Annotated in this window: 22 protein-coding genes and 1 pseudogene; 11 read left to right on the forward strand and 12 right to left on the reverse strand. The window is 63.8% G+C overall.

The genetic code is table 11. The features are described 5' to 3' along the window. Window positions 1-31: 31 nt before the first annotated feature. Window positions 32-763: a heme-binding protein gene (locus HDG34_RS33645; RefSeq protein ID WP_184066861.1), complete on the reverse strand. Its 732-nt coding sequence runs from the start codon at window positions 761-763 to the stop codon at window positions 32-34. 354 nt (window positions 764-1,117) lie between these two features. On the opposite strand from HDG34_RS33645, the pseudogene HDG34_RS39625 reads away from it, so the two are divergent. From HDG34_RS39625 to HDG34_RS33685, 9 genes and pseudogenes are all read left to right on the forward strand, one after another. Further along, a pseudogene (locus HDG34_RS39625) lies at window positions 1,118-1,249 on the forward strand (tautomerase); the annotation flags it as partial. Between the two features lie 132 nt (window positions 1,250-1,381). Continuing rightward, on the forward strand, window positions 1,382-2,314 hold the full coding sequence (locus HDG34_RS33650; RefSeq protein ID WP_184066864.1) for a hypothetical protein: 933 nt from the start codon (window positions 1,382-1,384) through the stop codon (window positions 2,312-2,314). 182 nt (window positions 2,315-2,496) lie between these two features. Beyond that, entirely contained in the window at window positions 2,497-2,925 is a 429-nt protein-coding gene (locus HDG34_RS33655; RefSeq protein ID WP_184066866.1) for a nuclear transport factor 2 family protein, read from the forward strand. A 93-nt stretch (window positions 2,926-3,018) separates the two neighbouring features. Further along, window positions 3,019-3,420 carry a GFA family protein gene (locus tag HDG34_RS33660; protein ID WP_184029718.1) on the forward strand — a complete coding sequence of 134 codons (402 nt, stop codon included), beginning with the start codon at window positions 3,019-3,021 and terminating at the stop codon, window positions 3,418-3,420. A 450-nt stretch (window positions 3,421-3,870) separates the two neighbouring features. Next, window positions 3,871-4,992, forward strand: a complete 1,122-nt coding sequence (locus HDG34_RS33665) for an AI-2E family transporter (protein WP_184066869.1) — start codon at window positions 3,871-3,873, stop codon at window positions 4,990-4,992. 29 nt (window positions 4,993-5,021) lie between these two features. Beyond that, on the forward strand, window positions 5,022-6,563 hold the full coding sequence (locus tag HDG34_RS33670) for a TolC family protein (RefSeq protein ID WP_184066959.1): 1,542 nt from the start codon (window positions 5,022-5,024) through the stop codon (window positions 6,561-6,563). Continuing rightward, window positions 6,560-7,696 carry an HlyD family secretion protein gene (locus HDG34_RS33675; protein ID WP_184066872.1) on the forward strand — a complete coding sequence of 379 codons (1,137 nt, stop codon included), beginning with the start codon at window positions 6,560-6,562 and terminating at the stop codon, window positions 7,694-7,696. Before HDG34_RS33670 ends, HDG34_RS33675 begins: the two co-directional genes overlap by 4 nt. A 7-nt stretch (window positions 7,697-7,703) precedes the next feature. After that, window positions 7,704-8,717, forward strand: a complete 1,014-nt coding sequence (locus tag HDG34_RS33680; RefSeq protein ID WP_184066876.1) for a DUF2955 domain-containing protein — start codon at window positions 7,704-7,706, stop codon at window positions 8,715-8,717. 52 nt (window positions 8,718-8,769) lie between these two features. Continuing rightward, window positions 8,770-9,150, forward strand: coding sequence for a potassium channel family protein (locus HDG34_RS33685; RefSeq protein ID WP_184066878.1), 381 nt, complete (start codon window positions 8,770-8,772; stop codon window positions 9,148-9,150). 123 nt (window positions 9,151-9,273) lie between these two features. Here the strand turns inward: HDG34_RS33685 and HDG34_RS33690 are convergent, their stop codons facing one another. From HDG34_RS33690 to imuA, 8 genes are all read right to left on the reverse strand, one after another. Then, the gene (locus HDG34_RS33690; RefSeq protein ID WP_184066881.1) at window positions 9,274-9,741 is read right to left on the reverse strand and encodes a nuclear transport factor 2 family protein; all 468 of its coding nucleotides are present in this window, start codon (window positions 9,739-9,741) and stop codon (window positions 9,274-9,276) included. Between the two features lie 116 nt (window positions 9,742-9,857). Then, window positions 9,858-11,954: a glycogen debranching protein GlgX gene (gene glgX / locus HDG34_RS33695; protein WP_221309343.1), complete on the reverse strand. Its 2,097-nt coding sequence runs from the start codon at window positions 11,952-11,954 to the stop codon at window positions 9,858-9,860. Continuing rightward, window positions 11,944-14,439, reverse strand: coding sequence for a glycogen/starch/alpha-glucan phosphorylase (locus HDG34_RS33700; protein WP_184066884.1), 2,496 nt, complete (start codon window positions 14,437-14,439; stop codon window positions 11,944-11,946). The genes glgX and HDG34_RS33700 overlap by 11 nt, the downstream gene beginning before the upstream one ends. Before the next feature lie 33 nt (window positions 14,440-14,472). Then, entirely contained in the window at window positions 14,473-16,869 is a 2,397-nt protein-coding gene (locus HDG34_RS33705; protein WP_184066887.1) for a phosphoketolase, read from the reverse strand. Between the two features lie 232 nt (window positions 16,870-17,101). Next, complete coding sequence (locus HDG34_RS33710) at window positions 17,102-18,061, reverse strand: SOS response-associated peptidase family protein (protein WP_184066890.1); 960 nt, start codon at window positions 18,059-18,061, stop codon at window positions 17,102-17,104. Window positions 18,062-18,108: 47 nt separating this feature from the next. Then, window positions 18,109-21,258, reverse strand: coding sequence for an error-prone DNA polymerase (locus tag HDG34_RS33715; RefSeq protein ID WP_184066893.1), 3,150 nt, complete (start codon window positions 21,256-21,258; stop codon window positions 18,109-18,111). A 19-nt stretch (window positions 21,259-21,277) separates the two neighbouring features. Further along, the gene (locus HDG34_RS33720) at window positions 21,278-22,747 is read right to left on the reverse strand and encodes a DNA polymerase Y family protein (RefSeq protein WP_184066896.1); all 1,470 of its coding nucleotides are present in this window, start codon (window positions 22,745-22,747) and stop codon (window positions 21,278-21,280) included. After that, window positions 22,677-23,384 carry a translesion DNA synthesis-associated protein ImuA gene (gene imuA / locus HDG34_RS33725; RefSeq protein ID WP_184066899.1) on the reverse strand — a complete coding sequence of 236 codons (708 nt, stop codon included), beginning with the start codon at window positions 23,382-23,384 and terminating at the stop codon, window positions 22,677-22,679. Before imuA ends, HDG34_RS33720 begins: the two co-directional genes overlap by 71 nt. 82 nt (window positions 23,385-23,466) lie before the next feature. Here imuA and HDG34_RS33730 point away from each other — a divergent pair, with 82 nt between their 5' ends. After that, window positions 23,467-23,751 (forward strand): hypothetical protein, encoded by a 285-nt coding sequence (locus HDG34_RS33730; protein WP_184066902.1) that lies wholly within the window; start codon window positions 23,467-23,469, stop codon window positions 23,749-23,751. Window positions 23,752-23,781: 30 nt separating this feature from the next. Beyond that, the gene (locus tag HDG34_RS33735) at window positions 23,782-24,189 is read left to right on the forward strand and encodes a GFA family protein (RefSeq protein WP_184066905.1); all 408 of its coding nucleotides are present in this window, start codon (window positions 23,782-23,784) and stop codon (window positions 24,187-24,189) included. Between the two features lie 9 nt (window positions 24,190-24,198). On the opposite strand, the gene HDG34_RS33740 is transcribed toward HDG34_RS33735, so the two are convergent. From HDG34_RS33740 to HDG34_RS33750, 3 genes are all read right to left on the reverse strand, one after another. Then, the gene (locus HDG34_RS33740) at window positions 24,199-24,609 is read right to left on the reverse strand and encodes a GFA family protein (RefSeq protein ID WP_184066908.1); all 411 of its coding nucleotides are present in this window, start codon (window positions 24,607-24,609) and stop codon (window positions 24,199-24,201) included. Between the two features lie 192 nt (window positions 24,610-24,801). Next, entirely contained in the window at window positions 24,802-25,116 is a 315-nt protein-coding gene (locus tag HDG34_RS33745; RefSeq protein WP_184066911.1) for a high-potential iron-sulfur protein, read from the reverse strand. Between the two features lie 86 nt (window positions 25,117-25,202). Next, entirely contained in the window at window positions 25,203-26,474 is a 1,272-nt protein-coding gene (locus HDG34_RS33750; RefSeq protein WP_184066914.1) for a c-type cytochrome, read from the reverse strand. Window positions 26,475-26,479 lie beyond the last annotated feature (5 nt).

The raw sequence follows: 26,479 nt of genomic DNA on the forward strand, positions 1-26,479 counted from the left end.
TGGGTGTCGCCGGCCAACCGTTCGAAGCCGGTCAGTGCGAAGGTATCTGCTCGATCTTATCGGCGCTCAGGTCGCTCGGGAAGCAATGAGGATGCTCAAAGCCGATCGGAGATCCGCTCGTTGAATAGACGATGTTATCCGTGTTGTTCGGGCCTTGGCCGGCGGGTACAGTGCCGAGCCCCGCGAGCTTGCGCATGCGATAGGCGATCGCATGATCGGCGCAGGCGCTATCGCCGCTCACGCCCAATCCTCCGATGACTTTCCCTGCTGCATAAAGCGCGACGCCGCCGCCGAAGGTAATGACGCCGCCAAGCGTGTGTCCGATGCCGCTGCCCTGTTCGAGGAAGCGCGCGTCAAAAGGATTCGAATTATTCAGGCCGTAAAGGGAGCCGCCCGGCTGGGCGGCCGCATAGAGATTTGCCGTCGATAGGGCGAGTGCGTCGTTGCTGAAACCGTTCGCGGTATAAGCCTTCGCGATTGCAATGGCCCGGCTACCGGGCCAGGCGTCGCCGGTCACGATCACCGAACACAGATGCCCCTGCCGATCGACAATGGCCGCCCACATCCGGTTAGGCTTGAAGATCCCGCCGTTCGCATCGGACAGGTTCACGACCGTATGCAACTGCTTTTCCACCAATGCGACCGTACCTTGAGGTAGCGTGCATCGGGCTTGTGGGACATCATCATCGCCAGAGGCACGACTTTCGTGCGAAAAGGACGCAATACAAAACGCTGCGACAGCGACGGTAAGCATCTTACGCATGACGATTCTCCTGACGATCGATTTGACAGCAGGCACGCTGTGGGCGAGAACGCGAACAAACAATAGGACAGCCAATGAAATAAACGACTCATCGCTGTTGAATGTCGGTGGCGAGTTCCCGGCAGCGAACATACCTCGTTGATCCGGGACTTCGTGTAAATAGTGAAGACCATTATGCAAGGGCAATTGGCCAAAACAGAGTGCCCGTCAGCCATGCCTGCCTGGCGTTCGACACTGCTACGGACATGAGCGACGATTGGCTCGCCAGAGCGTGGTGCGGCGACGGTTTTGATCGATTGGATGGCGCGGCATATAGTTGGCGCGTGCGCAACACTCTCATTGGAGATCGACGCAATGCCTTATCTACAGCTTGATGTAAACGATCACTACTCTGTCGAGAGCAAAAGACTGCTCGCGGCGAAAATGAGTGAGACCTATGCTCGGATGATGTCGGGGGACGTCAGGCGAATCAGCGTAGGCGAGCGTTGAGGGTCCGGGTTCCGCGGCCTGTATTTGCGCATGGCCGTATGACGTCGGCGATATGCGGGAACCACGAGGGCGCCAGGATCGGATCCGCCTCCGTTGCGCCACGACCTGAGCCAAAGTAGGAGGAGGACCATGAGCAGGCTTGCGACATACCTGACAGGTAATCGGCGGACGCGACCGTGGTGGATGGTCTTGATCACGACGGTGTTCTGTTTCTTATGCCAGAGCGTCGTCGCGCAAGCGGACGACGGCGCGGCTCGCCTGCACGCGAAATATCAAAGTCTGACGCAGCAACTCGCGCACAACCAGTTTCAGCGACCGCTGTACCTCGAATCGCAGGAGTTGCCGTCGGCGCTCAAGGGCGATATTTACGGGGTGCTCAACTATCCTTTCGCGGTGGTCAGCGGCGCCCTCAACGACCCGACTCAGGGCCCGGCCAACTGGTGCGACGTGCTGATCCTGCATCTGAACACCAAATACTGCCATGCGTCGACCAGCGACAGCGGTACGATCCTCACCGTGAACATCGGCAAGAAAACCGAGGAATCGCTTTCGTCGTCGTACCGCGTGCAATTCAACTTTCGTGCGGTAGCGAGCACCCCTGATTATTTTCGCGTCGAGCTCACTGCCGCCAAGGGTCCGCTGAGCACGAAAGACTACCGTATCGTGCTGGAAGCGATACCGGTGGGCGATAACCGCACCTTTATTCACCTGACCTACGCGTACGGATATGGCACGGCGGGACGGATTGCCATGAAAACCTACCTGGCGACGATCGGCAGCGACAAGGTCGGCTTTTCCGCTACGCCCGATTCGTCGACGAGCGAGCCGCAATACATCGGCGGCGTGCGCGGCCTGGTCGAACGCAATACGATGCGCTACTACCTCGCCATCGATGCCTATCTTGGCGCGCTTTCCAGCCCGCCCAACGCCCGCCTCGACAAACGCCTCGCTGACTGGTTCGATGCGACCGAGCAGTATCCGCGGCAACTGCACGAGGTCAGCCGCGCCGACTATATGCAAATGAAGCACGACGAGTATCAACGTCAGCAGATCGCCCAGTGATCCGCGCAGCGGGCGGGATCTGATCAATGCAACGCAATATCGTGTTGAAGGTTTTTTCGGGGGAATGTCGATCCGATGGTGCGTCGATCGTCGTTACCTGGTAAGACAATTGGCCAGGAACCTTGGATCTGCCGTTTTGCGCCAGGTCTGGCCGCCATCGTCATCCGACCTGGGAGCACACCGTGAACCGACTCGACAATCCGATCCTGCAAGTCCTGGAAGGCTACAAAGCCGCGGTATTGGCAAAAGACGTGGACGCGTTCGTTGCGCTATACGACCGCGATGCGGTGGTCTTCGACATGTGGGGAACATGGTCGTACCACGGCATCGCATCGTGGCGCGACATGGTGGAGGGCTGGTTCGGTTCGCTGGGTACGGAACGTGTGATAGTCGATTTCAGCGCGGCGCAAACAATCGTCGCCGCGGACCTCGCCGTCGTTCACGCCTTCGCGACGTATAAAGCCGTCGACGCCGACGGATTGGAACTGCGCTCCATGGACAATCGCCTGACCATGACGCTGAGGCAGCAGGCCGACGGATGGAAAATTGTCCACCAGCACACCTCCTCTCCGATCGAGGTCGGCACGGCGCAGGTCATTTTCAGGCGCTAGCGGTCTGGGGGTTCGACATCGCGCGTCGGCTCGCGAATAATCACGGCTGCGTGACTTTCCAATTTGCGACGTACCTTCTGTTTAAAAGCAGCCATGAAACCATTGCTTGCCGGCCGATGCCTTTGCGGTGCGGTCCATTACTCGGTGAAGGACGAATTCGTCTATGCGTTGAACTGCCACTGTTCAAACTGCCGGCGCGCGACCGGCTCGGCGTTCAAACCCTTCGCGGGAATCGAGCGCGACAAGCTGCGCATCACTCGGGGCGAAGACAGCCTGTTGATTTTCGGCGATGAACGAGCGTCGCATGATGTGCGCTGCAAAATATGTGGAAGCCTGATGTTCTCGGTGGTTCGTCAGGGGCAGTACGTTCACGTCACGCTGGGAACACTCACGGACTCGCCCGCCATGTCTCCCACCGCCCACATTTTCGTGGGTTCAAAGGCACCGTGGTATTCGATCACCGACCAATTGCCGCAACACGACGAATTCGGGTGAGTCTCCTTCCTATCGCAACATCGACTCGAAAGGCGCCGTACCAGCCGCCGCCGCCGTGCGACAGCACGATCAGCGGCAGGTGATGGCCTGCTATCGGCGTGCCGGCCGCAACGGTCCGGGTGACGTCGCCCAAGGCGTGCGGCGTGGCCGGCGCATCGGTGGGATACCAGATTCCGGCCGTGAGCGGCGGCTCGGCGGCTGAGCTCCGGACGGCTCGAGGTCTATGAGACCAAAGTCCAATTGAATATTTCAGGCGCGGGTTCAATAGTAGTGAAACGCCGCGTTCTGTCGACGACAAAGCCGGCGCGTTCCTCTTCCTAAAATGCCGGAATTGCAGGCAGGCCTTGGTATTGGCGTCAGGAACGTTCCAGTGGGTTTGAGTTTTCGCGATTGCAGGCCTATCACGGTGTCGCCGCCGAACCGCGACGCGACCTGGCGGGAGAACAACTTATGCTGCTCACACCGATTCCCCAACGGACTCCGTCCCGAGAGATGCTCGACGTCCTGATCCGCGCCGGACTCATCGCGGTCCTGGCCGTATTCTGTTTTCGGATCTTCGCGCCGTTTCTTAACCTGATGGCCTGGTCGGTGATTCTTGCGATCACGCTCTATCCGCTGCAGGTCCTGCTTCGCTCCATGCTCGGCGGCAAGGATGGCCTGATCGCCACGCTGATCGTGCTTGTCGCGCTTGTCGTGATTCTGGTGCCAACGTATGCGCTGGGTCTCGCGGTAGCCGATTCGGTCGAGAAATCGATAGCCATTGCCAGGAGCGGTAGCTTCCGGATTCCGCCTCCCGCGGACTCGGTGGCGAGTTGGCCGCTGGTCGGCCAGCGTGTGTACGACTTCTGGCAACAGGCATCGACGGACCTGACCGGTCTTGCGCATAAATTCGCCCCGCAGCTGAAGGAGGCCGGGCTCGCTGTGCTTGCAACGGTGACGGGTCTCGGTGCCGGCCTGGTGATATTTTTCGTCGCGCTGATCGTCGCAGGCATCCTGATGGCCCACGGTGAGAAGGGCTATCACAGCGCGGTGCAGATCGCCTCGCGCATCTCGGGCCCCGAGAACGGCGCTCAGATCGCCGACTTGTGCACGGCGACGATTCGCGCGGTGGCCCAGGGGGTAGTGGGCATCGCGTTTATCCAGATGCTGCTGATCGGCATCGGCTTCATCGTGAAGGGGATACCCGGCGCGGGGTTGCTCGCGCTGGCCGTGCTGCTGCTCGGCATCATGCAATTGCCGGCCACGCTGATCACCATTCCGGTGATCGCCTTCGTGATCGTCACGGACGGCGTGAACACCGCAAACATCATCTTCTCGGTTTACGTGTTCGTCGCGGGCCTCGCCGACAACGTGCTCAAGCCATTGATGCTGGGCCGTGGCGTCGCGGTGCCGATGCCGGTCGTGCTGATCGGAGCGCTCGGCGGCATGGTGACGGGAGGCGTCATCGGGCTATTCGTTGGGCCCGTGATGCTGGCCGTCGGTTATCAGCTGTTCTGGCGCTGGGTCCGAGACCAGCCTCAACCCAGGCAACCCACGCAACCCACGCAGACCCACGAACAGAAGCAGACCTGAAGCTCGAGGATGGCTCCGTGTCACCGTTGATGCGTCCGTACGGGATCGCAGTGCTTTTCGGGGCGGCGGTTGGCCTGAGCGGATGCATGCGGGTGGGCCCGGACTTCAAGCCGCAGCATGAAGCGTGGAGCGAGCACTGGAGTAGCGAATCGATCACGCGGGTCACGCAACAGGGTGCACAGCCCGATGTGCGCCAGTGGTGGCTGATCTTCGACGATAGGAATCTCGAACGTCTGATCGCCGAAGCCGACGCGAACAACGGCGACCTGAAGATCGCCGGACTACGCGTGCTCGAGGCGCGCGCACAGCTCGGCATCGCGCTCGCGGGACGCTATCCGCAGGTGCAGCAGGCGAGTGCCGATGTACTGGCTTCGGCGCGCAAGCGCTCGGATGGTTCCAATCCGCGCTCGGGCGCCTTCGTGCAGTACGGCGCGGGCTTCAGCATCGGCTGGGAACTCGATTTCTGGGGACGCTTCAGCCGCGCGATCGAATCGGCCGACGCCGGGTTCTTCGCCGCGCAAGCCAACCGCGACGATGCGCTGGTTCTGTTGCACGCGCAGGTCGCGGATACGTATTTCACGCTGCGGGTCGCGCAGGCGCGGCTACGCATCGCTCGCGAGAACGCCCAGTTGCAAAAACGCAGCTACGACATCGCTCAAAAGCTCTTCAAGGCTGGCGAATCCGACGAACTCGACTTCCAGCAGGCGAAGACGCAGTACCTTGGGACGCTGAGCAGCATCCCCGATCTCGAAAGCCAGATCGTGCTTGCGCGTCATGCGCTGTCGGTGCTGATCGGGCGAGCGCCGGGTCCGCTGCCGGAACTCGACGTGCAGTCGGGCAAGGAAGGCGTGGTGCCGCTGGTGGATCATGCGGTGCTGCAGGACGTGCCGGCCGATCTGCTGTTGCGCCGCCCTGACGTTCGCGCGGCCGAGTATCAGATGGCTTCGCAGTCGGCGCTCATCGGCGTGGCAAAAGCGGATCTGTACCCGTCGGTATCGTTGCTCGGCACGCTGACGTGGACCGCCAGTTCGCTCGCGGGCGCACCGAGCACACTGCTCTTTGCCGCGGGCCCGAGCGTGACGTGGAACGTGTTCGATTACGGCAGGATCACGAACAACGTGCGCGTCCAGGACGCACGGCTGCAAGAGTTGACGCTCGCTTATCAGAACACGGTGCGCGAGGCGGCGCGCGAGGCCGACGATGCCGCGACGGCGCTGCTCGCCGCCTTGCAGCGCGACACCATTCTGAATGACGCGCAGGGCGCGGCGCGGCGCTCGCTGACGCTCGCCAATACGATCTATCGGGAAGGGTATTCGGACTTCCAGCGGGTCCTCGATGCGCAGCGCGCGCTGTTCGCGCAGCAGGACGCGTACGTGGTCAATCGCAGCAATGCGCTCGGTAGTGTGATCGCGCTTTACAAGGCGCTCGGAGGCGGCTGGGAAACCGAACAGCCGCTCGTCGACGCGGCGACGCGCGCGCAGATGCGGCAACGCACCGATTGGGGCGACCTGCTCGACCAGACGGCGCCGTCTTCCGGTACGCCGGGGCAAGCCGAAGGGGCGTCACGATGAGCGATACCCAGGATACCCGCGAGCCTCGAACCGCCGCCCCGCCGAAGTCGTCGACGCCTGCCGCCGACCCTTCGGGCAGGGCGGTCAAATGGGTCGTCTGTCTGATCGTGCTGAGCCTGATCTGGTATCTGCTCGCCGACCGCTTCACGCCGTATACGCAGCAGGCGCGGATTCAGGCCTATGTCGTGCCCGTCGCCGCCGAGGTGTCGGGACGCGTGACGCGGGTGTTCGTCCATAACAACCAGGATGTCAACGCGGGGGACGTGCTGTTCGAAGTCGATAGCGAGCCCTACCGCATTGCCGCTGACCGCGCGCGCGCCGATCTGGAGTCCACGCGCCGGCAGCTCGGTGCCAGCACGGCCGGCATCGAGTCGGCAGTCGCGGCGTTGCGGGCCGCCATCGCGAACGAGGTCAAGGCGCGCCAGGACAGCGACCGTCTCGAGCGGCTCTATCGTGAAGACGAGGGCACCGTCTCCCTGCGACGCCTCGAGGTCGCGCGGGCGACGCATGAACAGGCGCTAAGCCAGGTCGACGGGGCCCGTGCCGAAGTCGAGCGGGCGCGGGAGCAGCAGGGCGGAAGCGAGGCGGAGAATGCGCAGTTGCGCAGCGCCGCTGGCGCGCTGGAGAAGGCCGAACTCGATCTCGCCAACGCGCGGATCAGAGCCCGCTCGAGCGGCGTCGTGACCGATCTGCGCACGGAAGTCGGTCAGTTCGCCGCGGCGGGCAATCCGGTCATGACGCTGATCGCGATCCGCGACGTGTGGGTCAGCGCCGACATGACGGAGAACAATCTGGGCCATCTCAAACCCGGCACGCGCGTCGAGATCGCCTTGGACGTGCTGCCCGGCGAAGTGTTCGGCGGGCGGGTTCGCAGTATCGGCTATGGCGTGAGCGTGGGGCAGAGCACGCCGGCGGGCAGCCTGCCCACCGTGCAGAATAGCCGCGACTGGCTGCGTCCCGCGCAGCGTTTCCCGGTAATCGTCGAATTCGACGACAGCGAGCGCGCGCGTCTGCGCAATCTGCGGGTGGGCGGGCAGGCCGAAGTGATGGCGTTTCCGACCCAGGGCAATCCGCTCAATCCGCTGGGACACGCGTTCATCCGGCTGATGAGCTGGCTTTCCTACGTCTATTGAGAAGCCCATGCAACCCGTGACCCAGCGCCTCGGTTATCGCGCGATACGTGTGGCTATCGGAACGGCAATCGCTCTTGCCGTCAGCTTTGGACTCGATTTCCCGATACCCGTCGTCGCGCCGGTATTCACGGTTTTTCTGCTGGCCACGCAGAATCGGCCGCTATCGTTGAAGGCCGGCGTGATTCTTTCGCTGGTCGTGGCGTCGACCACCGGCAGCGGCCTGCTCCTCGTTCCGTTGCTTCGTCACTATGCGTTGGCCGGCATCATGATCGTCGGCCTCATGCTGTTCTTCGCGTTTCGTTACGGGCTGCGTGGCGGCAACAATCTCGTCGCGACTTTTCTGGTCGCGGGACTGACGATGATTTCCGCCGCGGGCACGGCCGACTTCGAACTGGCCCTGACGGTCGTCGGCGCGCTGGCGAAGGGACTTCTGCTTGCCGTGCTGACGTCGACGCTGGCGCACAGATTGTTTCCTGAAAGCATGGGCGCGCGAGAACAGCCCGCCGCGGCAGCGATGGCGGAAGACGAGGCGGCCTATATCGCGCTGCGTGCCGCGCTCGTCGTCATGCCGGCCTATCTGCTCGCGATGACCGACCCGGCGAACTACATGCCGATCATCATGAAGTCCGTCAGCCTCGGCAGACAAACCTGCACGACCTCGGCCCGCGGCGCCGCACGCGATCTGATCGGCTCGACGCTGCTCGGCGGTCTGCTCGCCATCGCGTTCTGGTTTGCACTGAGGCTGTTCGTGCATTTGTGGATGTTCTTTCTGTGGATGCTGTTGTTCGGCCTGCTGGTGGGACGCAAGCTGTACGGCCTGCAACCCACGCGTTGTTCGCCGGGCTTCTGGCTGAACAGTCTCGTGACGATGATCATTCTGCTCGGGCAATCGGTGCAGGACAGCGTGGCGGGCAAGGATGTCTACACCGCGTTTGCCGTGCGAATGGGGCTCTTTCTGGCCGTAACGGCCTATGCGTATTTGATGCTTCTGCTTTTCGAGCAGCACCGCCGTGCGGAGTGAGGCGGTGCGGCATGCTGCAAAGCCGATCCGGTGATCGCAACAGGAGCGTGCAATGGGAAATGCGACAGGCGATGGCGCGGTCCGTCCTCGGGCTAGTGAGATTCTGAAGGAAATGGCGATAACCCTGTGGTATCTGAGAGCGATTCTGATCGGTCTGCTTCTACTGTTCGTCTTGCTGACGATTGGCATGGACTACTGGGGCGCGCCCGTCGAGACAGCGAATCGGACACCGTCGCCGCTGGGTGAAACCGTGTACTTCTGCGCGATCACGGCGCTCACCATCGGGTACGGCGATGTCGTGCCCACTTCGGCGTTCGGCCGGATCGACGCCGCATGCCTCGGGCTGATCGGCGTGGTATTCACCGGCTTGATCGTGGCCGCGGCTGTACGAGGTGTGCAGGAGGCCGCGCATCGGGCGGAAAGGACGGGATAGCGAGGCGCGGAACAGAATGAGACGGACTGGACGGTATTGAAGGCGGCAGTCAAGGCGGGACGTATTCAGGTCATTCGTGAATGAGGTTCAAGTCCCAGCCTGACTTTTTCTAAACCACATCGGCTAATTGCCTTCCGGCATTTTCGACGAATGATGGCTGGTAATCAGCCACTTGTGCCCATTCCACGCGTAGGTGAACGTATAGCGCGCCTTGACGACCGAGCCGTCCGCGAACTTGAAGGTGTAGAGCCCCGAGTCGATCGCGGTGTTGCATTCGATCATGATGTCGCGGAAGTCGATCGTGCCGACCGGTTTGTTTTCGAGGAAGTGTTTGAAATAGTCGAGCTTTTCGTCGACGGTCAAACGCGGCCTGTTCGAGACGGTCGGCAGCAGGATCGAGTTCGGCGCGTAGTTCGCCACGACCTTCCGCGGGTCGCCGGTTTTCAGCGAGTCGTTCCAGCGATCGAACAGTGCGGAAATCTGCTTTTCCGAGGTGGGATGGCAGGCTTCGGACCTCGCGAGTGCGCTGCCATGGGCCACGACCGCAATCATCGCAAAGACGACGGACGGCCCGTCAACGCTGATTCTCATGATGCCCTCCGCGATTGTTGCCGGTGGATTGTTCCGCCAGTAAATCGAAACTGCGCACGGCATATCCGCCACAGCATCGACATTAGTGGACAAGAACCCGGGTTAATTGCGTCGGTTCAGCTCGCTTCTTCCAGAACCACGACGCTGCGTGCCTCGACGCGAAATTGATCGCTTTCGACAGCGACCTGTTGCGCCGCTTGCACGATGTCATGCGGACTGTCGCGCGCGGTATCGACGATACGCCGCCAGCGCCGCCCGTCGGGCGCGGGCAACTGGACCGTGCGGGCGCAATCGTCCATGTTGAACACCGCGTGCAGTGCCGGCTCGCCAGGCGCTTCGCCGCCCAGCGTGACGGCGAGAAGCCGCGCGCCTGGATCGTGCCAGCCCGGCTCGTTCAGGCGCTCGCCGTGCCATGCCGCATCCGGCCGAGTCTGCCCCGGCGAGGGCCGGCCGGTCAGGAAATACCGCCGCCGCAAACTTGCGTGGCGCTTGCGCAGCGCGATCAGCTCGCGCACGAAGCGCGACATGGCCGAGCCGGCTTCAGTGGGTGTCCAGTCGAACCAGCTGAGGGTGTTGTCTTGACAATAGGCGTTGTTGTTGCCGCGCTGGCTGCGCAGCACCTCGTCGCCGGCGAGCGTCATCGGCACACCCAGACTCAGGAACAGGATGGCCATCACGTTGCGTGCCTGGCGGTGTCGCAGACCGAGAATCCCGGCGTCGCCGGTCTCGCCCTCGACGCCACAGTTCCACGACAGGTTGTCGGAGCTGCCGTCGCGATTCTCGTCGCCGTTGGCTTCGTTGCGCTTCGATTCGTAGCTGACGAGATCGATCAGCGTGAAGCCGTCGTGGCACGTCACGAAGTTGACGCTGTTGTTGGGCAGCCTGCCGTCGTCCGCATAGAGGTCCGAGCTGCCCGCGATGCAGGTCGCGACCGCCCCGATGAGCCCCGGGTCGCCGCGCACGAAACGGCGAATCACGTCCCGATAGCGGCCGTTCCACTCGGCCCACGCCATGCCGGGAAAGGCGCCGACCTGATACATGCCGGCGGCGTCCCACGCCTCCGCGATCAACGGCACGCGCGACAGCACACGCGAAGACTCGATCGCCCAGGGCAGCGGTGGATCGACCATCAGCTCGCCGCGCTGGTCGCGCGCGAAGATACTCGCCAGATCGAACCGGAAGCCATCGACGCCGAGTTCTTCCACCCAGTATTCGAGGCAGCGCACGATGAACGTCGTCACCAGTGGATGGTTGCAATTGATCGTGTTGCCGCAGCCGGTGTAGTCCCGGTAGCGGCGCCGGTCGGCCGCGTCGAGGTGGTAGAAGATATCGTTGACGAGGCCCTTGAAGTTGATGACGGGGCCCGTCTCGCCCGCTTCGGCCGTATGGTTGAACACGACGTCGAGCAGCACGGCGATGCCCGCGGCGTGCATGGCGTCGGTCAGCGCGCGAAACTCCTGGGGCGCGCGCGCGGGATCGCGGCAGTAGCGAGGATGCGGGCTGTAATAGCTATGCGTGCTGTAACCCCAGTAGTTGCTCAGGCCGAGGGCCGCCGTGGCGGGCGGAACGTCCTGTTCGTCGAAGGCCATCACCGGCAGCAGCTCGACGTGGGTCACGCCAAGCTGCGTCAGGTACGGAATCTTTTCGATCAGGCCGGCGAAGGTACCGGGATGCTGCACGCCGCTCGACGGATCACGTGTAAAGCCGCCGACATGCAGCTCGTAGATGATCGCGTCGTCGAGTCCGCGCGAGATACGCCCAGGGGACGAGGGCAGGGGTTCTGTCACGATCGCGCGGTGGGTTTTGTGCCCGTTGGGATTCGGCTGGCCGAGCGCAGGCCGCGTCCAGAGCACGTCGCTGACCGCGCGGGCATACGGGTCGAGGAGTTCGCTGTCGGGGTCGAACGCGTGGCCGCTAGAGCGCGTATCGCGCGGACCGTCCGCCCGCCACGTGTAGTAGGTGCCGAACGGCAGCGCTTCGACCATCACGTGCCAGTAGTAGAAGGTGCGGTTGCAAGCGGCGGCGAGCGTGATGATCTGGAACGGCTCGGGGCTGTCAGCCGCGTCGTACAGCAACAGCTCGACGCGCGTCGCGTGACGGCAGAAGATGCAGAAATTAATGCCGCCGGGCACCGCCGACGCGCCCACGGGAAACCGCGACCCGGAGCGAACCGCATGAGCACGCACCGATCCCGTTTCAGGGTCATTGATCAAGGGTGATCCTCATCGGGCGGATCTTCCAGATCTTGTCGCAGTATTCGCCGATGGCGCGGTCGGAAGAGAACTTGCCCGAGCGCGCGGTGTTCAGGATCGACATCCGGGTCCAGCGCCGCGTGTCCTGCCAGGCGGCGCTCACGTCGTCCTGACACGCCACGTAGGCGGCATAGTCGGCGAGCACGAGAAACGGGTCCGCGTGCGTCAGATTGTCGATCAGCGGGCGGAACATCTCGCGGTCTCCTCGCGAGAAATGACCGTCGGCGATCAGTTGCAGCACTTCGCTCAGTTCCGCGTCATCCTTCACATAGTCCGCGGGGCGATAACCCGCGCGCTTCACACGTTCCACTTCGTCGGCGCTCAGGCCGAACAGGAAGAAGTTTTCGTCGCCGACCTCTTCGCGGATTTCGACGTTGGCGCCGTCGAGCGTGCCGATCGTCAACGCGCCGTTCATCATGAACTTCATGTTGCCGGTGCCCGATGCTTCCTTGCCGGCCGTCGAAATCTGCTCGGACAGGTCGGCGGCAGGGTAGATGAAGTGCGCGTTCTTCACATTGAAGTCCGGATAGAACACGACTTTCAGCCGCCCGTTCACCATCGGGTCGTTATTCACGACTTCGGCGATGCCGTTGATCAAACGGATGATCAGCTTGGCCGTCGCGTAGCCGGGCGCCGCCTTGCCGCCGAATACGAAACAGCGCGGTGTCAGCGCGAGCTGCGGATCACGCAGCAGGCGCCGGTACAGCGTGACGATCAGCAACGCGTTCAGATGTTGCCGCTTGTATTCGTGGATGCGCTTGACCTGCACGTCGAACAGCGCGGCGGTGTCGACGCCGATGCCCGTGACGCTCCGGATATGCTCGGCGAGCACGGCCTTGTTCGACTGCTTCACGCTACGCCACTGCTGCTGAAACGTGGCGTCGTCGGCATAGGCTTCGAGCTTGCGCAGTCGCGCGAGATCAGTGACCCAGCCAGCGCCGATGGTCTCGTCGAGCAGCCGCGCGAGCGCCGGATTGCAAAGCAGCATGAAACGGCGCGGCGTGACGCCGTTCGTGACGTTGTGAAAGCGCTCGGGCCACAATTCGGCGAAGTCCCGCAGCACGGTCTGCTTGAGCAGCCCGGAATGCAGTTCGGCGACGCCGTTGATCGCGTGGCTGCCGACCGTCGCCAGATGCGCCATGCGCACGAGCTTGTCACCGCGCTCGTCGATCAGCGACATGCGTTCGATGCGCGCGTCGTCGCCCGGATAGCGCTGCCGGACCTCGTCGAGGAAGCGGCGGTTGATCTCATAGATGATTTCGAGCAGGCGCGGCAGCAGGTTGCGCATCAGCGGCAGCCCCCAGGTTTCAAGCGCTTCGGGCAGCAGGGTGTGATTGGTGTACGCGAGCGCGCGCCGCGTGATGTCCCAGGCCTCGTCCCACGGCACCTGCCTGTCGTCCACCAGCAGACGCATCAGCTCGGCGACGGCGATCGACGGATGCGTGTCGTTCAACTGCACGTTGAACAACTGCGCGAAGTGTCCGACCGGTTCGCCCTTGATTTGGAGCAGGCGCAGCATGTCCTGCAGCGAGCACGACACGAAGAAGTATTGCTGCGCGAGACGCAGGCGCTTGCCGATCTCGGGCTCGTCGTTCGGATACAGCACCTTCGACAGCGTCTCGGAGATGACCTTTTCGTTGACGGCCTCGTAATAGTCGCCGGCGTTGAAGTCCTGCAGGTCGAACGACTCGACCGCCTCGCTCTTCCACAGCCGCAAGGTGTTGCACGTGTTGACGTGATAGCCGGGCATCGGCGTGTCGCAAGCCACGCCCTTGACCTGCCGTGTGGGTGTCCAGCGCACGCACAGGTTCCCGCGTGCATCGGTTTCGTTGTGGGTGCTGCCGCCAAACCCCACGTAGTACGCAACCTCCGGGCGCACGATCTCCCATGGATTGCCCTTTTGCAGCCATTTGTCGGTGGTTTCGACCTGCCAGCCGTCGCGAATCTGCTGGTCGAAGATGCCGAACTCGTAGCGGATGCCATAGCCGATGGCCGGTATTTCCAAAGATGCGAGCGAATCCAGATAGCAGGCCGCGAGGCGGCCAAGTCCGCCATTGCCGAGCCCCGGCTCTTCCTCGAGTTCGAGCAGCATATCGAGGTCGACGCCGAGCGCGCGCAGCGCCTCACGTGTGTTGGCCTCGATGCCGAGATTGACGAGGTTGTTGCCGAGTTGCGGGCCGATCAGGAACTCGGCGGACAGGTAGCAGGCGACCCGCACATCGCTTCCGGCGTAGGTCTGTACGGAGGTTGCCCAGCGGGCCAGCAGCCGGTCGCGCACACTATACGCGAGCGCCATGTACCAGTCATGCGGGGAAGCGATCGCCGGATAGCGGCCCCGCAGGCACAGCAGATTGTCGAGCACGCCGCGTTGGAGCGCGGCGGCGCTCAGGCCGGTGCGCGCTGCATCCGCGCTTTGCTGCGAGGTCGTGGTGGGAGCGTCGGCCATGATGCTTTCCTCGGTGCATGCTGCGCGTGACGTTCAGAAGGGCCAGACCCAGTCGACGATCTCGGCGCGGTCCGTGCCATGCGTATGCGCATAGTTCAGGTTGCTGACGATCGCGTTCCTCATGTCTTCCCTGAGATGCGCGGATCTGCCCTGCAAGCGCGGCACGCGGTCGAGCACGTCGATCACCAGATTGAAGCGGTCCACCTGATTGAGAATCGCCAGTTCGAGCGGCGTGTTGATGTTGCCTTTCTCCTTGTAGCCCCGCACGTGCAGATTCTCGTGATTGCGAAAGCGATAGGCGAGCTTGTGGATCAGCCACGGGTAACCGTGGAAATTGAAGATCACCGGCTTATTGGTCGTAAACAGGCTGTCGAATTCGCGTTCGGTCGAGCCGTGCGGGTGCTCGCTCGCCGGCTGCATCCTGAACAGGTCGACCACGTTGACGAAACGCAGCTTCAGTTCGGGCAGACGTTCGCGCAGGATCGCCGTCGCCGCCAGCGCTTCCTGGGTGGCGACGTCGCCGCACGAGGCCATCACCACGTCCGGTTCGGCGTCCTCGTCGTTGCTCGCGCGCCGCCACACGCCGATGCCTTTGGCGCAGTGCACGACGGCTTCGTCGATGGTGGTGAATTGCAGGTGTTTCTGCTTGTCGGCGACGATCACGTTGATGCAGTCGGTGGTGCGCAGACAGTGGTCGGCGACCACCAGCAGCGTGTTCGCGTCGGGCGGAAGATAGACGCGCGTGACCGAGGGGCTCTTGTTGGTGACGAGATCGATGAAGCCGGGGTCCTGATGCGAAAAGCCGTTGTGATCCTGCCGCCACACGGTCGACGACAGCAGAATGTTTTCCGCCGACACCCACGCGCGCCATGGCACGTGATTGCGGCTGATGTCGAGCCACTTCGCGTGCTGGTTGAACATCGAATCCACCACGTGCGCAAACGCTTCGTAGGTATGGAAGAAGCCGTGGCGGCCCGTCAGCAGATAGCCTTCGAGCCATCCCATCAGCGTGTGTTCGGACAGCATCTCCATCACGCGGCCGTCGCGCGCCAGTTCGCCGCCGTCCTCGTCCTCGGGGAGCATCTCGGCCATCCACACCTTCTTGCTGACCTCGTAGATCGACTGCAGACGGTTCGAGGCCGTTTCGTCCGGGCCGAACACGCGGAAGGTGTTCATGTTCGCGCGCATCGTGTCGCGCAGAAATTCGCCGAGTGGCCGCGTGTTCTCCTGCAGCACCTTGCCCGCGTGCAGCACATCCACCGCGTACGCGCGGATGTCGGGCAGCTTCAGTTCGCGGCGCAGCACGCCGCCGTTCGCGTGCGGATTGGCGCTCATGCGCCGCGGGCCTTGGGGCGACAGCGCCTTGAGTTCGGGGATCAGCCGGCCCTCGGCATCGAAAAGTTCGGCGGGCCGGTAGCTGCGCATCCATTCTTCGAGCACTTCGAGATTCGCGGAGTTGTTGCGCACATCGGAAAAAGGCACCTGATGCGAGCGCCACGAGCCTTCGACCTTGTGCCCGTTGATCTGCTTCGGTCCGCTCCAGCCCTTGGGCGTGCGCAGCACGATCATCGGCCAGAGCGGCCGCTCGAGATTGCCGTTCGCGCGTGCCTGCTGATGAATTGCGCGAATTTCGCCGAGCACGGTATCGAGCGTGTGCGCCATCTTCCGATGCATTTCCGCGTGATCCGATCCTTCGACGAAATGCGGGGTGTAGCCGTAGCCGACGAAGAGCGCTTCCAGTTCTCTGCTGCTGATGCGCGACAGGATGGTCGGATTGGCGATCTTGTAGCCGTTCAGATTGAGGATCGGCAGCACGGTGCCGTCGCGGGCCGGGTTGATGAATTTATTCGAATGCCACGCGGTGGCGAGCGGGCCGGTCTCCGCTTCTCCATCGCCGACCACGCAGGCCACGATGAGGTCCGGGTTGTCGAGCACGGCGCCATACGCATGCGACAGGCTGTAGCCAAGCTCGCCGCCCTCATGGATGGACCCGGGCGTCTCCGGCGTCACATGCGAACCGATATGGCCGGGAAACGAGAACTGCTTGAAGAACTTCTGCATGCCCTCGGCATCCGCGCTCTTGTCCGGATAGATCTCCGAGTAGGTGCCTTCCAGATAGGTGGGGCCGAGCACGCCCGGTGCGCCGTGTCCGGGACCGGCCATGAAGACGACGTCGAGATCGTCGCGTTTGATCACGCGGTTCAGATGCGCCCAGACGAACGATAACGCCGGGCTCGCGCCCCAGTGTCCGAGCAGGCGATACTTGACGTGTTCGACTTTCAGCGGCTCCCGTAGCAGCGGGTTGTCCAGCAGATAGATCATGCCGACCGAAAGATAATTGCATGCGCGCCACCACGCATCGATCAGCTGAAGTTCGTCGCTGCCGAGCGCGGTCTGCTGCGAAGCGTCCGCCGCGGGATGTTTGCCCATACCGACGTCTCCTGTGCTTGCAGCCGCAACCCGAGGGTGTGGATCGTGTCGGGCCCGCTGCGCAGGCGCTTCGATGATTGATGGGGTCCGAATCGCGCCTGTCGGCGGACCTCTGCAACCGGGTATTCTTCGCCAGCCGATGAACATCCATAACGCAGAATATGTTACTGCGCGAAGATTGCAAGGATGATCCGACACCGTCTCGCGCGGCCCGCGAAACCGCGTCTTGTATTCAGGCCGCGATCCGATGTTCGTAGAACGGCCGGTCCCGATCATCGAGAATTGCGTACAACGCTGCCAGATCGCGCGGATCGGGATTCAACCACGCGTCGATATGCTCAGGCTTGATCGGAATGATGCAGCGATCATGGCCGGCAGCGGCCACCTCGGGTGGCGGATCATCGGTGATGGCCGCGAAGGACAATAGATCGGGCTCGCCTTTGCCGCTCCAGCGGGACCACAAGCATGCGACCAGCATGTCGTGAGGCGGATTGGGCCGGAACTCGAGCCGGACATTTTCATCTTTCTCGCCGGGCGCCAGTTCGCGGCCTTCCATTCGCGCGCGCGAGACGTTCTCATAGAAAGAACTGGCCAGCACGAGTCCATGCGAATAGCCGAATAGCGCTTTCCAGAAACTTTCGAGACTGTCCCGACGAGCGTTGTACGTGCCGGGATAGCGGGTGTCGTACGATGCGGGCTTGCCGGCCAGGCGGCACTGATAGCGCATCGGTTTGACGACGCGCTGGCCATTCTCCATCATCATCACCGGCGCGTAGTAGCCTGGAAAGATGCGCGAGTCGCTTGCTTTGGGTGCGGTTCGGCCGAGGTCGTCGAGTCGCTCGAGCGTGCGGTCGATCTTGTCTTTGGCGATCCGTTTGCTCTCGGTCGCCGCCCTGGTGGCTTTGGTCTGCAAAGAGCGCTCGGCATCGGCGAAGCGGGTGCGCTGTTTGAACAGTTCCTGTTCGAGCTTCACGGTCTGCTGCGATCTGAAGCGCTCGATCAGCGCCCAGACTTCCCGTTGCGCGTCGGACTGCGGTTCCGAGAATGCGTCTTCCATCGCTTTGGGAATCCTGGCCTGACCGTCCTCTGCGCGTTCGAAGAAAAGACGCGCGAATTCCTCGATGCTCATGTGCGCGCCGAACATGCGGACGTAGCGCCGGTAGTCCGCCAGAATCTGAGCCGAATAGCACATGGATGCCTCCGTTTGCCGTTCCGATGATACGCATTTGCGCGCTCGCGTCAGCAGAAGTCTCTGCTCGTCGTCTGCAACTCGCCCAACAGATGAGACATGTCGACGAGCCGCTGCGCGACGAGGTGCCGTACTTCTCCCTGACACTGCCACGTGCCGTATACGGCGAGCAGCGCGGCGCCCAACGCTTCTTTGCGCTGTTTTTCGAGCAGACTCGGCCAGATGATCACGTTGACGTTGCCGGTCTCGTCTTCGAGCGTGACGAACACGACGCCCTTGGCCGTGCCGGGACGCTGACGCACCGTCACCAGTCCGCAGCCGCGCGCGAGGCGGCCGTCGCGATAGGTCCGCAGCGTCGAGGCCGGCATCAGCCGGTTCGCGAGCAACTGCGGCCGGAGCAGTTCCAGCGGATGGCGGTTGAGCGTCAGGCCGAGCGAACGGTAGTCGGCGACGATGTCGTTCGCTTCGCTCGGTGCGCCCAGTTCGGGCGTTTCGTCCTGAGTCGCCGCGGCCGCGAGCATATCCTTGTCCGGCACCGCGACGACCGACTGCCACAGCGCTTCGCGGCGGTTTCCCGCGAGCGCTGCCAACGCATTCGCATCCGCGAGCGCATGCAGGTCTTTGCGGTCGAGCTGCGCGCGGCGCGCGAGATCGTTGACGCTCGCGAACGGGCGAACCGCGCGCGCGTTCTCGATCCGTTCGGCGGCGCCGTCCTTCATGCCGCGCAGCAGCGAAAGACCGAGACGCACGGCGGGGCGCGTCGCCCCCGCGCGGTGTTCGAGCGAGGAGTCCCAACCGCTGATCGTCACATCGACCGGCAACACCGTGACGCCGTGCCGCTGCGCATCCTGAACCAGTTGCGACGGCGAATAGAAGCCCATCGGCTGGCTGTTCAGCATCGCGGCGAGAAAGGCTTCGGGTTCGTGACGCTTGAGCCAACTGCTCGCATAGACCAGCAGCGCGAAACTGGCCGCGTGACTTTCGGGGAAGCCATATTTGCCGAAGCCCTTGATCTGCTCGAAGATCGCCTCGGCGAAGGCCTGGTCGTAGCCGCGCTCCTGCATGCCGAGCACGATGCGGTCATAGTATTTTTCGAGTCCGCCCTTGCGTTTCCACGCGGCCATCGCGCGTCGCAACTGGTCGGCTTCGCCGGCGGTGAAGCCGGCCGCGAGAATCGCCACCTGCATCACCTGCTCCTGGAAGATCGGCACGCCGAGTGTGCGGCCCAGCGCGGTCTTCAACGCGTCGCTCGGATAGGTCACGGGCTCGAAGCCCTGACGGCGCTGCAGATAGGGATGCACGGCGCCGCCCTGAATCGGACCGGGCCGCACGATCGCGACTTCGATGACGAGGTCGTAGAACTTCTCTGGCCGCATGCGCGGCAGCATGCTCATCTGCGCGCGCGATTCGATCTGGAACACGCCGACCGTATCGGCGGCCGAAATCATCGCGTAGGTCGCCTCATCCTCGGCGGGGATGTCCTGCATTTCGAAACGTTCTCCGCGCTGTTCCGAAACGAGGTCGAGGGTGCGCCGGATCGCCGACAGCATGCCGAGCGCGAGCACGTCGACCTTCAGCAAGCCCAATGATTCGAGGTCGTCCTTGTCCCACTCGATCACCGAGCGGTCGGCCATCGCCGCGTTTTCCACCGGCACGAGCCGGGTGAGCTTGCCGCGGCTGATCACGAAGCCGCCCGAATGCTGCGACAGGTGGCGCGGAAAATTCAGCAGTTGCGAGGCGAGCTTCGCCCAGGCCTGAATCAGGGGCTGGTTCGGATCGAGGCCGGATTCCGCGAAACGCGCGAGCAGATCCCGACTGGTATCGAACCAGTGATGCGACTTCGCGACCGCATCGACGATCTGCGGATCGACGCCGAGCGCCTTGCCCGTTTCCCGCAGCGCACCACGCGGACGATAGGTCGACACCGCCGCCGCGATCGCCGCCCGGTCGCGGCCGTACTTGCGATAGATGTACTGGATCACTTCTTCGCGCCGCTGATGCTCGAAGTCGACGTCGATATCGGGCGGCTCGCCGCGCTCCTTGCTGATGAAGCGCTCGAACAGCATGTTGCCGCGCGCGGGGTCCACCTCGGTCACGCCGAGGCAGTAGCAGACCGCCGAGTTCGCGGCCGACCCGCGCCCCTGACACAGAATGTGCTGGCTGCGCGCGAAGCGGACGATGTCGTAGACGGTCAGGAAATACGGCTCGTACTGCAGGTCCGCGATCAGTTCGAGTTCGTGCTCGATCTGCTGCTGCACGTGATGCGCAATCCCCGCGGGAAAACGCCGCTGCGCGCCGACATAGGTTTCCTGACGAAGATACGAGGCCGGCGTATGGCCGGCCGGCACCAGCTCGTCGGGATACTCGTAGCGCAGCTCGTCGAGCGAAAACGTGCAGCGGCTCATGATGTCGACCGTCGCGGCCAGCGCGTCTTGCGGGTACAGGTTGGCGAGCCGCAACCTCGAGCGCAGATGCTGCTCGGCGTTCGGCGCCAGATCATAGCCGCACTGATGGACCGGTTTGCCGACCCGGATCGCGGTCATCGTGTCTTGCAGCGGCTTGCGCGAGCGCACGTGCATCACGACTTCGCCGAGCGCGACGACGGGCACGTCGCGGCTGCGCGCGACGAATTCGACCGCGCCGCGATGGAGGTCGTCCATCGCGCGTTGATGGAGCACGAGGCCGACCCATGCGCGGCCCGTGAACGTTTCGTCGAGCCATTCGACCTGCGCATCGAGCGCGTCTTCGCTGGCCGGGAAATCCGGCACGAGAATCGCGAGGCAGTCGGACATGCCGAGCAGGTGGCGATACTCCTTCTCCGGCCGCGACAGATCCTGCGGCGTGAGCCGGTATTCGCCCTTGGGCGCGCGCATGCGCGCCAGCGTGATCAGCTCGGACAGATTGCCGTAGCCGTTGCGGTTGCGGGCGAGCAGGATCAGCCCGAACGCCGGCGAACCATCGGCGTTGACGAGCCGGAAATACGAACCGACGATGAACGGCAGCTTCGCTTCTTTCGCCGCGACATGCGCGCGCACGACTCCCGCGAGCGAGCATTCGTCGGTGATCGCGAGCGCGGAGTAGCCGAGTTGCGCGGCACGCTCGGCCAGTTCCTCAGCGTGCGACGCGCCCCGCAGAAACGTGAAGTTGGAAAAGCAGAACAGCTCGGCATACGCCGGCAGCATCGTGAAGGTGGTGTCCATGGCCGCTCATCCGCGCCTATCAGCCGAACAGGCCATGCAGGAACCAGCGTTGCTCTTCTTCCGCGTCGCGGCTGCTCACGCGCTCGCGGTAGATCCAGTAGCAGCTCTGGTCGTCCGCCTGCGCGACGAAGTAGTCGCGCGTGACGAGCTCGCCGTCGAACCAGCCGCTCTCGATGCGCTCGCCCGGCGACACCATGCGCAACGGCGAGCCATAAAACGGGCGGTGCTGGCGCATCAGCAGACGCACGGGCGTGTCGAGCATCCACGTCGGGCGGGGCAGATTCTGCGGCAGCGGGCCGGGCTTGACCGGCTGCGACACCGGCAGCCAGCGGTTCGCGATCTCCGGACGATGATCGGCGCTCGGCGCGGGTTTCAGCACGTTCTCTTCGCCGAGCCGCGCGACCAGCAGTTCGAGCAGCCGCGCGTGATCCTCCTGCGAGCCGCCCGGTTCGGGAAACAGCGTGTCGGACGCGGGCACGGCCGACTCGACGTTCGACGCGTCGAGCCGCAACGCGATCACGGGCGCGGCGAGCTCGATACGATGCAGCCGCTCCTTGAGCAGCCGCATCAGATGTTCTTCGCGCCAGGTCGGCTCGCCGAGTGCGACGTCGATCGTGGTCGGCTCGATCGCAGCGCGTCCGCGCTCGTGTTCGAGCGATAGGCGAATGCCGGTGAGCGCGAGCTGTTTTGCGCACAGCCATCCGCACAGTTGCACGATCAGGCGCTGCGCGCCGAACACCGCGCCATCCGCGTGTTCGAGCCGGTCCGGCATCTCGATGCGCGCCGAGAACGTGGGCGGTAGTTCGAGCCAGTCGAACAGTTCGGGCGCGGTCCCGAACGCGCGGTCGAGCGAGTCGAGCAGATGTTCGCCGCAGCGGCGCTGCAAGCCGGCGCGGGGCAGGCGGCGCAGATCGGCGATGCGCTCGCAACCGAGGCCCGTGAACCAGTCGGCGAACGGGCGGACTTCGGGCACGGCGAGCATCGGCAGGGCGGACAGGCGCTGGTCGAGCGACGCGAGCTTCAGCACGCGCCGGTTGCCAAACTTCGCGAGCAGCCACGCGCCCTGGCCGGTCGGCGCGGCACTGATGCGCGCGGTGAAGCCGAGCGCGTCGAGGATGGTTTTCGTATCGCGGCACAGCGCGAGCAGGCCGCCGAAGAGCCGCAAACTCGCGCCGATCTCGACGACGACCGTCGCCTCATCGAGCAGCGCGACTTCGGGCGAGAAGCGCATCAGCGCGATACCCACCTCGCGATGGGCTGCCGTTTCACGGCCGCTATCGCGCTCATACATTTCGGTCTGCGGCGACAGCGTCAACACGCCGCCGCGCTTCATGCCCGGACGCACGCCTGCCGAGCGCGCGGCGGGGTCGGCCATGACCACCTTGTCTTTCTCCAGCACCGCGCAGCCATGCACGGGCTCAGGCGACCACTTCGGTCTGAAGACCTCGAGCGGCAACTTTGGCAGATGAACGGCGAGAAAGACGCGCATGTCGGGAAAGCAGAACGGGAGTGGGTTGAAGGGGAATCGACAGGGGCTCTGCGCGAGCGGGCCCTCGTCGTTTCACGATGTCGATGGTGAGACCTTCGGCCGATGGCCTGAGCGCGAGCCGCAGCAGCGCGGGGGATGCCTCCTGCGCGGTGGCGAGCGGCCGCACCATGATGAAAAGCGTCTCCGACGACTGCGCGGCCAGATGCAGACGGCGCAGCGAGGACGCCTGCGCGTACTGCGCCCAGAAGATCAGCGCGCCGCAACTGCCGGCGCGCAGGATCTGCTCGGCGGACCACAGCGCGTCGGCGGTTTTCGGCGCATTGATCCGCAGCACCTGCTGCAGCGACAGGCCGATGTAGTTGAGCCCGAGGCCGTCCGGCGTATGCGGCGGTTGCACGAAGACGAGCGGACGCTCGCCGACGGCGCTGAGCGCCGGCTGCAACAGCCGCAGTTCGCCGACGCCGGCCTGCTGCACGAGCAGATCGACCAGCGCGCCGAGCGGCCAGCCACCGCCGGGCAACTCCGCCGACAGGGCCGGATAGCCGGTATCGACGCTGCGGCCGCGGCCAGCGCCAAGCTGGGACGCCCGCCACAAGGACGGGTGAATGGCTTCCGGTGCTGGCAGGGGGGCTGTCATTTGCGAAAATACCTGTATGGATATACAGTATCCTACATGGTTTTATGAGATAGCGAACAGGCACTTTTTGGGGGGCGGGTTCATGGACATGCGAGTGCGCAAGCCAGCCGGGCATCCGATGCCGGAGATCGCGGCGTTCGTGGCCGAACTGAAAGCGGTGTTCGGCGAGCAGGACGTCGATGAAGCGATTCGCCGCGGCAAGGCGGGCGAGCCGACCTTTCATGCGCGGGAAAACGGACGCTCGGCGGGGACGGCGGCGCCGGTTGCGGCGAACGTCTGGCGCGTGGATCGCGCGGTGCGCGACCGCCATTACTGCGAGGGTTGCGACGGCTCCTGCATTGGCAGCGCGAAGTCGTGCCGTCCATAATGGCAGCGGCCCTCAACCCCGGAGAACCCCATGTTGCGCACGTACCTCGGAAGTTGCCATTGCCAATTCGTGAAGTTCGAGGCTCGCATCGATTTCGACGAGGGCACGTCGAAGTGCAATTGCAGCTACTGCAGCAGGCTGCGATTCTGGCACGTGCAGGTTCGCCGGGAAGATTTTCGTCTTCTTTCGGATGAAGCCGCGCTCAGCGAATATCAGGGGCACAATGCGGTCGCGCATCACCCGTTCTGCACACGCTGCGGCGTCCACGTATTCGATCGCATCGATATGCCAAACGGCACAGGGTATCCGTATATCAACGTGAACATCATGTGCCTCGATGAACTCGATCTCGATGCGGCGTTGAATGCGCCAGTCACCTATCGCGATGGGCTGCACGACGACTGGGGCAATCCGCCCGCGCAAACACGGCATCTTTGATTGCACCGCTCAGGGCGCTCTTCGCGGATGGTGGGGAATGTCAGGCTGGTGGGCATCCAGTTGATGGCGTTCGGACGTGAACTGGGCGAACTCGGGCTTGAACCGCGCAGGATCATCGAGCGTGCCGGCATAGAGGGTCACGATGTCCGGCGCATGATGCGGCGTAGCGAATAGCAGGCTGCCGCAATGAGCGCAGAAGTTGCGCGTCGTGGGCATTCCGCTGCCGCCGATCTTCGTATAAGGCCTGACGTCGCCTTTGAACGAAAAGCCGGCGGCTCTCACTACGACAACCGGCAACCCCGCGGAACCTGACGCGCGCTGACAATCGCGGCAATGGCAGATCAGTTGCGCGAGTGAATCACCGCGAGCTTCGTATTGCACCGCGCCGCACAGGCAGCGCCCCAGCCAGGGTGTCGACATCGATCTTCTCCGGTTCAAATGATCTCGCGGTTTGTTCGGGAGCCTAAGAATAGGTGCGGCGGACCGTAGCTTAGCAGAGCTCGAACGTCGTTCAGCTATCGCATCGAATCAGCGAGCGAAGGGTCCAGGGGCGACGTGTCTTCGCCTGCCGTCGTGGGTGCGCCGCTTCGCGGCGCACCCACGGACCAGCGCTCAAACTCGTTGCGCATAGACGTTGCACCAGCCGTCAGCGGCAACCGATTTGCCGGGGAACATCGGGCACGGTCCTGAAGCCTCGCCCGCTGCGCCGGTATAGAAACGGCAGTTCGCGCAGGTCTGGCCCGCGTGGTACTTGGGGAACTTCGCGACGTCGACGCTGCTCGCTTTCGCACGATAGCCGAGCGAGCTGGCCGTGGCGTCGTTTTCATCGACGGCGGGCGGCGCGGCTAACGCGAGCTCGGCGCTGGCGAGCGCGGCACACAGGCCCGCGGCCTGGAGAATGAAGTGTCTGCGGTTGTGAGAGACCATGATGATGCCCTGAGAAAAGAAATGGGTCGTTCATGCCGCATTCGCTTGAAGCGGCGTGGCGTCGTAATGCGGTGCGAAGCAACGTGTTAGTGGCGCGGTCCGGCGTTCAGCGGTGTGGTCGAGGATTGCGCGGCTTGCGCGGTCAGCTTCGCGCTACCGGCGTCGTAGCCATTCGTATAGAGCAGGAAGGCCATCAGATCGGCGTACTCCTCGTCGCTCATCTTGCCGGGATGATCCGCGGGCATGTTGGTCGACATGTACTGGTAAATGCCGCCGATCGTCAGATGCGAGTTCGCCGCTGGCGCGAAGGCCGGTCCGATCAACGACGGCGCGGTGTTGCCTTCGAGCTTCTCGCCGTGGCATTTCGCACACGAATCGGCATACAGATGTTCACCGTGGGTGACCTGATCGTGATCGAACGACGGTGTCTCGGTCGTCGCCGCAACCTTGATGAAGCCGCCGGCGGCGGGCATGCCGCCCACGCGCCATAGGTCCGCACGCGGCGACGCCTGGGTCGGGCCGTCGAGATAGCGCGCGAGATTCGCGTGAGTGCTGGCCACGGTCGCCGAACCGCTCGCGAGGGTGGTTGGCAGCGCCCAGTTGCGCGTGAGCGCTGCGAGCCGGCCATCGCTGCGCAGACGCGTGAGCGCGTCATCGATGCGCTTTTGCAGCGGCTGCGTGTCGGGCCCCGACGCGAACACCAGATTCCAGTCGGCATAGGGCGACTCGGCGACGGCAACGTCGAAGTGCTGCTGCGGGTGCGCATGCCGATACGCCACCACGGCCGGGTACCAGACGATCGCGCGCTGGGCGCGCCCTTTCGCGAGGGCGTCGACGGTCAGCTCGGAGGTGGTTTCCAGATCGAAGCGCGCGTTCTTCTGCTGGACCGCGATCAGTTGCGACGGGCTCGACCAGGTGGCGGCAATGGTGATCTTGCCGTCCGGCGCCGCGACGGGGGTGTTGGCCGCATGGCCGCCGCGCAGCGTGACGCTGACGTAACCGGAGTGCAGATAGCTGTCGGAAAAGAGCAGGTGCGAGTCGGAGCCGTCGGCCACGCTCGAACGCGGAAAGCCCGCGATCACGTCGCAGTTGCGCTGCAGCGATGTCGAGAGCTCGCGAGCGGAGATGCCGTCGTCGCCGCCGTCGTCGTCGATGCCGCGCGGCGCGAATGTCGCGGTAATGCCCGCCGCGCTCAACACCGCGCGTGCAACGGACTTGTCCAGCTCGGCCGAAGGGCTGCCGGGCATCGTGCACACACGGACGCTGGAAGACGTCCGCGCGGCCGCCTGGACGGCAACATGTGCGGCGCCGGCGACGAGCGCGCTGGCGAGAGCAAGGTGAGTGAATCGAATGTTCATGATGG

The sequence above is a fragment of the Paraburkholderia sp. HC6.4b genome (genome assembly GCF_014200875.1).
Classification (GTDB): domain Bacteria; phylum Pseudomonadota; class Gammaproteobacteria; order Burkholderiales; family Burkholderiaceae; genus Paraburkholderia; species Paraburkholderia tuberum.

What these genes read in the sequence shown, in the direction of transcription:
- HDG34_RS33745 (WP_184066911.1), bottom strand. Translation starts at nt 25,116, where the DNA reads ATGGTCTCTCACAACCGCAGACACTTCATTCTCCAGGCCGCGGGCCTG.
- HDG34_RS33690 (WP_184066881.1), bottom strand. Translation starts at nt 9,741, where the DNA reads ATGAGAATCAGCGTTGACGGGCCGTCCGTCGTCTTTGCGATGATTGCG.
- HDG34_RS33685 (WP_184066878.1), top strand. Translation starts at nt 8,770, where the DNA reads ATGGGAAATGCGACAGGCGATGGCGCGGTCCGTCCTCGGGCTAGTGAG.
- HDG34_RS33650 (WP_184066864.1), top strand. Translation starts at nt 1,382, where the DNA reads ATGAGCAGGCTTGCGACATACCTGACAGGTAATCGGCGGACGCGACCG.
- HDG34_RS33710 (WP_184066890.1), bottom strand. Translation starts at nt 18,061, where the DNA reads ATGTGCTATTCGGCTCAGATTCTGGCGGACTACCGGCGCTACGTCCGC.
- HDG34_RS33720 (WP_184066896.1), bottom strand. Translation starts at nt 22,747, where the DNA reads ATGCGCGTCTTTCTCGCCGTTCATCTGCCAAAGTTGCCGCTCGAGGTC.
- HDG34_RS33660 (WP_184029718.1), top strand. Translation starts at nt 3,019, where the DNA reads ATGAAACCATTGCTTGCCGGCCGATGCCTTTGCGGTGCGGTCCATTAC.
- HDG34_RS33715 (WP_184066893.1), bottom strand. Translation starts at nt 21,258, where the DNA reads ATGGACACCACCTTCACGATGCTGCCGGCGTATGCCGAGCTGTTCTGC.
- HDG34_RS33730 (WP_184066902.1), top strand. Translation starts at nt 23,467, where the DNA reads ATGGACATGCGAGTGCGCAAGCCAGCCGGGCATCCGATGCCGGAGATC.
- HDG34_RS33665 (WP_184066869.1), top strand. Translation starts at nt 3,871, where the DNA reads ATGCTGCTCACACCGATTCCCCAACGGACTCCGTCCCGAGAGATGCTC.
- HDG34_RS33740 (WP_184066908.1), bottom strand. Translation starts at nt 24,609, where the DNA reads ATGTCGACACCCTGGCTGGGGCGCTGCCTGTGCGGCGCGGTGCAATAC.
- HDG34_RS33680 (WP_184066876.1), top strand. Translation starts at nt 7,704, where the DNA reads ATGCAACCCGTGACCCAGCGCCTCGGTTATCGCGCGATACGTGTGGCT.
- HDG34_RS33675 (WP_184066872.1), top strand. Translation starts at nt 6,560, where the DNA reads ATGAGCGATACCCAGGATACCCGCGAGCCTCGAACCGCCGCCCCGCCG.
- HDG34_RS33735 (WP_184066905.1), top strand. Translation starts at nt 23,782, where the DNA reads ATGTTGCGCACGTACCTCGGAAGTTGCCATTGCCAATTCGTGAAGTTC.
- HDG34_RS33670 (WP_184066959.1), top strand. Translation starts at nt 5,022, where the DNA reads ATGCGTCCGTACGGGATCGCAGTGCTTTTCGGGGCGGCGGTTGGCCTG.
- imuA (WP_184066899.1), bottom strand. Translation starts at nt 23,384, where the DNA reads ATGACAGCCCCCCTGCCAGCACCGGAAGCCATTCACCCGTCCTTGTGG.
- HDG34_RS33705 (WP_184066887.1), bottom strand. Translation starts at nt 16,869, where the DNA reads ATGGGCAAACATCCCGCGGCGGACGCTTCGCAGCAGACCGCGCTCGGC.
- HDG34_RS33645 (WP_184066861.1), bottom strand. Translation starts at nt 763, where the DNA reads ATGCGTAAGATGCTTACCGTCGCTGTCGCAGCGTTTTGTATTGCGTCC.
- HDG34_RS33700 (WP_184066884.1), bottom strand. Translation starts at nt 14,439, where the DNA reads ATGGCCGACGCTCCCACCACGACCTCGCAGCAAAGCGCGGATGCAGCG.
- HDG34_RS33750 (WP_184066914.1), bottom strand. Translation starts at nt 26,474, where the DNA reads ATGAACATTCGATTCACTCACCTTGCTCTCGCCAGCGCGCTCGTCGCC.